Raw genomic sequence first — 7,366 nt, 5'->3', positions numbered from 1 at the left:
CGCCGCGACCCCGGCGATCAGCTGTCCGGCCGGGTCCCCGCCACCGAGCCGGAGCAGCACGAACCAGGCGACCGCCCCGGCGAACAGCACCCAGGCCAGGGCCACGACCCCGCGGGCCGGGGCCCATCGATGGTCACCCATGGTAGCTGTGAGAGTTATCCACAACGCCTGTCCACAGTGGGGATGAATAACACGCGTGTCGTTCCCGCTGTTCAGGGCCTCGACCGGGGACGTTTTCCCAGGATCACCCTGAGTGACGTCACGATCCAATCAGCGCCAGCGCATCGACATCAACAGGGCGACGACGATCAGGCCGAAGCCGATGAGGAAGTTCAGGCCGCCCAGGGCACCCATGAACGGGATCGCGTCCCGGCCCAGGTAGTCCGTGATCAGCCAGGCCAGGCCGAGCAGGCCGACGCCGAGCATGACGCCGACGTAGGCGGGATGGGTGGGGCCCTTGACCTTCACCGGGCGCCGGTCCGAGGACGGCGGGATGTAGGCGGCCTTCTTGCGGACCTTCGACTTGGGCATCGGGACCTCGGGAAAGTGTCGGCGGGACTGTCGTCCACCGTAGCCGAACAGGTGTGCAGCATTCTGCCTGCCCACCCCGCGCACCTCGAAAGCGCACAGACCGCGCGGTAGCTCCGCACGACAGTGCCGTTCGTGCAGGAGAGGGAGCGTCAGACGCGGTCGGAGAGGGCCGCGACCTCGTCGCCCAGCCGGGTCACGATCTCCTCCGGCACCTCGTGCCCCGCCGTGGCCAGCCAGTTCGCCAGCATCCGGTGCCCGCCCTGGGTGAGCACCGACTCCGGGTGGAACTGCACGCCCTCGATCGGCAGGTCCTTGTGCCGCACGCCCATGATCAGGCCGGACTCGGTGCGCCCGGTGACCTCCAGCTCGACGGGCAGGGTGTCCGGCCGGATGGACAGGGAGTGGTACCGGGTGGCGGTGAACGGGGTGGGCAGGCCCCGCAGCACGCCGACGCCCTCGTGGAACACCTCGGACGTCTTGCCGTGCAGCAGCTCGGGCGCCCGCTCCACCACGCCGCCCCAGGCCACGCCGATCGCCTGGTGGCCGAGGCAGACGCCGAGCAGCGGCAGGTTGCGCTCGCCCGAGGCGAGGATCACCTCGATGCTGCGGCCCGCCTCCTCGGGGATGCCGGGGCCGGGGCTGATCAGGACCGCACCGACCGAGTCGAGCTCGGTCAGCTCCGGGGTGAGCTCGTCGTTGCGGAGCACCACCGGCTCCACACCGAGCTGCGCCAGGTACTGGACGAGGTTGTAGACGAAGCTGTCGTAGTTGTCGACGACCAGGACGCGCATCAGTTGTTCCCGAAGAATCCGCCGCCACCGTTGCCGGTCTGGCCCACGACGACGGTGATCTCGTCGTCCGGGTCCATGGCGGAGCCCGCGGCCGGGCTGGTGGACAGCACCGTGTTGTTCTGCGACGGGTCCTGCACCTGCTGGCCCTGCAGGTTGTAGTTCCGGATCCCCGCCGAGTTGAGCTGGCGCACCGCGTCCGACGCGGACTGGCCCACGACGTCGGGCACCTGGATCTGGTTGCCCCGCGAGACCGACAGCGTGATCGTGGTGCCCGGAGCGACCTTCGTGCCCGCCGACGGGTTGGTCTGTACGACCGTGCCCGCCGTGCCCCCGCCGTCGACCTGCTGGGTCTGGACCTGGGTGAAGCCGGACTGCGACAAGGTCTGCTTGGCCTCGGCCTCGGTCTGGCCGGTCACGTCCGGCACGGCGACCGTGGTCTGCTTCGCCCCGACGACGACGGCCACGGCGCTGCCGCCCGGCGCGTCCACCCCGGCGGCGGGCGTGGACTGGATGATCTTGCCGACCTGGCTCGACTCCGAGGTCTCCTGCGAGGTCTGCTCGCCCAGCTTGAGGCCGCGCTGCTCGAGCAGCGTCTGCGCCTCCGCCACGGTCTTGCCGGACAGCGCGGGCACGGCGACCGACGCGGGGCCGGTGCCGACGAAGATCGTGACGCGGCTGCGCTCGGCGACCTGCACACCGGCACCGGGGTCGGTGCGGGTGACCTTGTTGGTCTGCGCGACGTCCGACGGCTCCTGCCGCAGGTCCACGAGCAGCCCCGCACCGGAGACGGCGGCGCGCGCCGCGTCCGGGTCCTGGCCCTCGACGTTCGGCACGGCGACCTGCTGCGGCTGCGCCGGACCGCCGAACACCTGGTAGGCCACGAACCCGATCAGGCCGAGCGCGACCAGGACCGCGACGACGATCCCGACGGTCCGTCCGGTCCGCTTCGGCGGCTCCTCGTCCTCCCAGGTCTGCGGCACCGCACCCGAGTGCCTGCCGCCGCCCGAGATCCGGCGCGTGGCGGCGGTCTGGTCGGCGAGCAGCGCGGTGCGCTCGTCCTCGCTCATCACCATCGGCGCGAGCGGCTGCTGTCCGTTCCGCACCCGGATGAGGTCCGCCCGCATCTCGGCGGAGGACTGGTACCGGTTCAGCGGATTCTTGCTCAGCGCCTTGAGCACCACGGCGTCGAGCGCGGGCGGGATCTGCGGGTTGACGTCCGACGGGCGCCGGGGGTCCTCCCGCACGTGCTGGTAGGCCACCGCGACCGGGGTGTCCCCGGTGAACGGCGGCTCGCCGGTGAGCAGCTCGAACAGCACGCAGCCTGCGGCGTAGACGTCCGACCGCGCGTCCACCTGCTCGCCGCGCGCCTGCTCCGGGGAGAGGTACTGCGCGGTGCCGATCACGGCGGCGGTCTGCGTGACGTTCTGGCCCTCGCCGAGGGCCCGGGCGATGCCGAAGTCCATCACCTTCACCGCGCCGTTGCGGGTGATCATGATGTTCGCGGGCTTCACGTCCCGGTGGATGATGTTGTGCCGGTGGCTGAAGTCGAGGGCGGCACAGACGTCCGCCATGACCTCGATCACCCGCTGCTGGGACATCGGCCCGGTGGTCTTGACGATCTCGCGCAGGGTCTGCCCGTCGACGAACTCCATGACGATGTACGGCAGCGGGCCGAACTCGCTCTGGGTCTCGCCGGTGTCGTACACGGCGACGATCGCGGGGTGGTTGAGCGCCGCGGCGTTCTGCGCCTCGCGGCGGAACCGCAGCTGGAACTGGGGGTCGCGCGCGAGGTCGGCGCGCAGCACCTTGATCGCGACGTCTCGCCCCAGTCGCGTGTCCATCCCGCGATGGACCTCGGACATGCCGCCGTAGCCGAGCGTGTCGCCCAGCTGGTAGCGCTCGGAGAGCAGCTTGGGGGTCGTCATCGGGTCCGGTTCCTGTGGGGGCGGGGGGCCCTGTCGGTTCGGTGGGCGGAGTCCATCATGCCCGGAGCCGGCACGCCGGTGTGCCCCACCCACCCCCGTGCTGCGCCGACTCGGCGGCTCCGAGGGCTCACCGGACCTCCTCCGTGTTCTGGGACGTGTCATCGGGCGAGGACGTGCGACCGTCCGCCCCGTCGGACTCCACCGAACGGGCGAGGACGACCTTCTGCCGCGCAACGGTACTCGGCGTGTCGCCCGGGTGCGCCGTCGATTCCGCGGGGGCGGCGGCGGGCGTCGACGTGGGGACGGACGTGGTGCCCGCCGGGTCCTGCTGGTCGCCGAACAACCGCGGGACCGTGAGCACCGCCACCACGATCGCGGCCACGATCAGCAGCACGAACGCCACGAGCAGCGCGGTGCCCGCGGAGCTGCGGGCCGGCTTCGCGACGAGCTTCAGCGGCTCGGTCGGGGGAGCGGGCGGGACGTTGTGGTAGGTCGGCCGGACCGGGCGCGGCCGGTACTTTCCCCGCGGGAGCCCGAGCACCCGCTCGCCGATGATGTTGCGCTGGATGTCCTTGGTGCCCGCGGCGATGGTGGCCCGGAAGCTGTTGAGGTAGCCGTAGGACCAGCGTCCGTCCACGCCCTCGCGGTCACCGGAGACGGCGCCCGCCCCGATGACGTCCATCGCCAGCCGGTAGAAGCTCTGCCACACCGAGCTGTAGTAGTAGCGGAGCATCGACCCCTCCGGGCCGGGGGCGCCGCTGCGGGCGATCCGCGAGATGCCCACGTAGGTCATCGCCCGCAGGGCCGCGACCTCGGACCGCACCCGGGCGAGCCCGCGCGCGATCTCGTCGTCCTCGATCGCGCGCCGACGCCCGTCGGGCGCGGGCAGCGAGCGGGCGGCCTCGATCAGCGCCTCGACCTGGCGGGCCATCTCGACCTGCTCCGCCATGAAGGCGGTGCCCCGCTCGAACGACAGCGTGGCCATCGCCACCGACCACCCGGCGTTCATCTCGCCCACCAGGTTGTCGAGCGGGATGCGCACGTCGTCGTAGAAGACCTCGCAGAAGTCCAGCTCGTCGTTGAGCGTCGGGATGGGCCGGACGGTGATGCCCGGGGCCGTCATGTCGCAGACGACCCAGCTGATGCCCTTGTGCTTGGGCGCGGTCGGGTCGGTGCGGACCAGGAGCTCCTGGAAGTCCGCGATCGTCGCGTAGCTGGTCCAGATCTTGCTGCCGTTGACGACGAGGTGGTCGCCGTCGACGACCGCCCGCGTCTGCAGGCTCGCCAGGTCCGACCCGGCCCCGGGCTCGCTGAAGCCCTGGCACCAGATGTGGTCCCCCCGCAGGATGGGGGGCAGGTAGGCCTGCTTCTGCGCGTCGGTCGCCCGGGAGATCAGCGTCGGGCCGGCGTGGGAGAGGCCGACGAAGCAGGTGCCGATGGGCGGGGCCTCGGCCTTCGCGTACTCCTCGTACCAGATCATCTGCTCCAGCAGGGCCAGTCCGCGGCCGCCGTACTCCGTCGGCCAGGCGATGCCCGCCCAGCCGCCGTCGAACTGGCGGCGCTGCCAGGCGAGGTCGTACTCCCGCCTGCCCTCCAGGTCGTACGGACGAGGCTCCTTCGGCACGTTCTCGCTCAGCCAGGTGCGGACTTCGTCGGCGAAGTCCTGTTCCTGTCGCGTCAGCCTCAGGTCCATCGCTACCCCGCTCCACGTCGTCATCGCCGTCGCCGAAAGAGATTACTTTATCCAGGAGTGCGACCCGAGGGAAGCCGTTGAGCGTGACCTCAGCCGCACGAGACCACCGGACGCCGGGTTTCAGGTTACGGAAATGCGGGCACCGTGCATCGCGCTGTCCGACTGCGCTCAGCCTCCGCCGGACGATCGCCCGGCTGCGGAGCCCCGGCCGGGCCGGGAAGGGGCGGCGTCGCAGCGGGTCCGGGGCTCAGGTGGCGAAAGCGTCCACTGATCAGGGTCTTTTTCCCGGTGCTCGCCGCTGATCCCCCTGCTGGGCTACCATTAGCGAGCACTATTAGGAGGCCCATGCAGATGCGACGGACAGTGAGCGGCAGGCCTCTGCTCCCGTGGTCGACCGGAGGGCGCAGTGGCCCCGGTCGGGGGCGGCCGTGACGGGAGTGACGACCGCGGCGCGGATCGCGCGGGACATCGAGGCGCACATCATCACGGCGGGCTGGCCGGTGGGCACCGCCATCGGCAAGGAGGACGAGCTCGGCGAGCGCTTCGGAGCGAGCCGGTCGGTCGTCCGCGAGGCGATCCGGCTCGCGGAGCACCACCGGGTCCTCCGTGCGCAGCGCGGCGTCGGGGGCGGGCTGTACGTCTGCGCGCCGGACGCCGGGCCCGCCGTGCGCGCCGTGTTGATCTATCTCGACTACATCGGGGTCGATCTCGGGGCGTTGACGGACGCACGAGCCCTGCTCGAGCCGCTGGCCGCCTCGTTGGCCGCGCAGCGGCTGACCGAGCAGGGGATCCGAGACGTCCGGCGGGCGGTCCGCGCCGAGGGCCAGGGGGCGGATCTCGATGCGGGCGCCCAGGACAGGCTGCACCTGTTGGTCGGTGAGCTGTCCGGCAACCCGGCGCTCCGCCTGTTCGTCGAGGTCCTGATCCGGCTCACACCGCAGTACACCCGGCCTCGGGTTCCTCAGCATCGCAAGGCGACCGTGCACAGTCGGCACGGCGACATCGGGGAGGCCATCGCCGGTGGTGACCCCGCGCGTGCGGAGGTCGCCATGGAGCAGCACATGGCGGAGGTCGGGAGCTGGTTGGCGGCCAACCCCCGTCGGGGTGCGCGGACGTGGCTGTCGTGGGACGAGAACGCCGACGGGGAGGGGAAGCAGGCCGAGGTGGTCGCACTCCGGGTGCACGACGAGATCGTCCGGCGCGGGTGGCCGGTCGGCTCGGTGATCGCCTCGGAGGCCGAGTTGGTGGAACGCCACGACACGAGCCGCAACGTCCTGCGTCAGGCCGTCCGCCTGCTCGAGTACCACTCCGTCGCGCGCATGCGTCGGGGGCGCGGTGGTGGTCTGGTCGTCCTGCAGCCGCATCCCGGCGCCTGTGTGGACACGATGGCCCTCTACCTGAGCTACCGCTCGGTGAGCGACGACGATCTCGTGTCCACGAGACAGGCCATCGAGTCCTCGCTGGTCCGCCGCCTCGCAGGGATGTCGGGTGAGGACCGGCTCGCCACCTCCGCCCGCTCGGCGACGCTGGACGAGGTGGTCACCGAGGGGAGCCCGGGAAACTTCCACGTCGGTCTCGCGGAGGCGGCGGGCAATCCCGTGCTCGCGCTCTTCCTGGAGATCCTCATCGAGGTGCGGCGGCGCGGCGCGCCCGTCGGCGAGCCGAGCGGTGTCTCGGACGAGGGCTGCGTGGAGGAGCACCGGGGGATCGTCGGGGCGATCCGGGCGGGCGACGGGGATCTCGCGCGACACCGGATGCGCAAGCACCTCCACGCACGGCCGGCCTGCCGCTGACCCCGCCACGCCGAAGGGCGCGCCCCCTGAAGGGAACGCGCCCCTCGGACGACCGGCGTCAGCCGGCGTCGACCGTCTGCGCCGCGGCGACCACGGTGACGGTGCCCGCCTTGCCGTCGACCCGCACGATCTGCCCGTCGGTCAGCCGGGCCGTGGCGAGCTTGGTGTCGACGACGCACGGGACGCCGTACTCGCGGGCCACGATCGCCGCGTGGGACGCGGAGCCACCGATGTCGGTGACGACGGCCGCCGCATAGCCGAACATCGAGGTGTAGCCGACGTCGGTCACGGAGGCGACGAGCACGTCCCCGGGCTCGATGTCGTCGTCGGAGTCGGTGAGGATCCGGACCCGGCCCTCGGCGACGCCGGGGCAGACCCCAAGGCCGCTGATCGACTCGTCGACCTCGAGACGGTCGCCGCCCTGCACCGGCTCCCAGGCGCCCGAGAAGACGTCCGGCATGCGGACCTGCTTGAGCCGCAGCCGTTCCGCACGGCGCCGCGTGACGCGCTCCGCGGCGTCGGCAGGGACGGCGAGGATCTCGTCCAGGGTCAGGTAGAAGACGTCCTCGGGCTCGGCGAGGACACCGGCCGCGACCAGCCTGCCGCCGCGTTCGCGCAGCAGGATGCGGAGCC

At 71.8% G+C, this 7,366-nt stretch carries 6 protein-coding genes; 1 reads left to right on the top strand and 5 read right to left on the bottom strand.

Going from position 1 to position 7,366, the window contains the following annotated elements; genetic code table 11:
* Positions 1 to 270: 270 nt before the first annotated feature.
* The 4 genes from H5J29_RS14730 to H5J29_RS14715 all read right to left on the bottom strand — a co-directional run bounded on the left by H5J29_RS14730 (position 271) and on the right by H5J29_RS14715 (position 4,940).
* A complete protein-coding gene (locus tag H5J29_RS14730) occupies positions 271 to 531 on the bottom strand; it encodes a cell division protein CrgA (protein ID WP_181781528.1) in 261 nt (86 codons plus the stop codon).
* Positions 532 to 680: 149 nt separating this feature from the next.
* Positions 681 to 1,322: an aminodeoxychorismate/anthranilate synthase component II gene (locus tag H5J29_RS14725; RefSeq protein WP_181781527.1), complete on the bottom strand. Its 642-nt coding sequence runs from the start codon at positions 1,320 to 1,322 to the stop codon at positions 681 to 683.
* A complete protein-coding gene (gene pknB, locus H5J29_RS14720; protein ID WP_181781526.1) occupies positions 1,322 to 3,247 on the bottom strand; it encodes a Stk1 family PASTA domain-containing Ser/Thr kinase in 1,926 nt (641 codons plus the stop codon). The genes H5J29_RS14725 and pknB overlap by 1 nt, the downstream gene beginning before the upstream one ends.
* A gap of 127 nt (positions 3,248 to 3,374) precedes the next feature.
* The gene (locus H5J29_RS14715) at positions 3,375 to 4,940 is read right to left on the bottom strand and encodes an acyl-CoA dehydrogenase family protein (RefSeq protein WP_181781525.1); all 1,566 of its coding nucleotides are present in this window, start codon (positions 4,938 to 4,940) and stop codon (positions 3,375 to 3,377) included.
* Between the two features lie 428 nt (positions 4,941 to 5,368).
* Here H5J29_RS14715 and H5J29_RS36225 point away from each other — a divergent pair, with 428 nt between their 5' ends.
* On the top strand, positions 5,369 to 6,733 hold the full coding sequence (locus tag H5J29_RS36225) for a FadR/GntR family transcriptional regulator (RefSeq protein ID WP_312858229.1): 1,365 nt from the start codon (positions 5,369 to 5,371) through the stop codon (positions 6,731 to 6,733).
* Between the two features lie 58 nt (positions 6,734 to 6,791).
* Here H5J29_RS36225 and H5J29_RS35865 read toward each other — a convergent pair.
* On the bottom strand, positions 6,792 to 7,366 hold a 575-nt coding region (locus H5J29_RS35865), incomplete at its 5' end, for a PEP-utilizing enzyme (RefSeq protein WP_281375983.1).

This window comes from Pseudonocardia pini, assembly GCF_013870575.1.
Lineage (GTDB): Bacteria > Actinomycetota > Actinomycetes > Mycobacteriales > Pseudonocardiaceae > Pseudonocardia > Pseudonocardia pini.
Note: the sequence above shows the minus strand (reverse complement) of the source record. Positions and strands in the feature narration are given on the sequence as shown.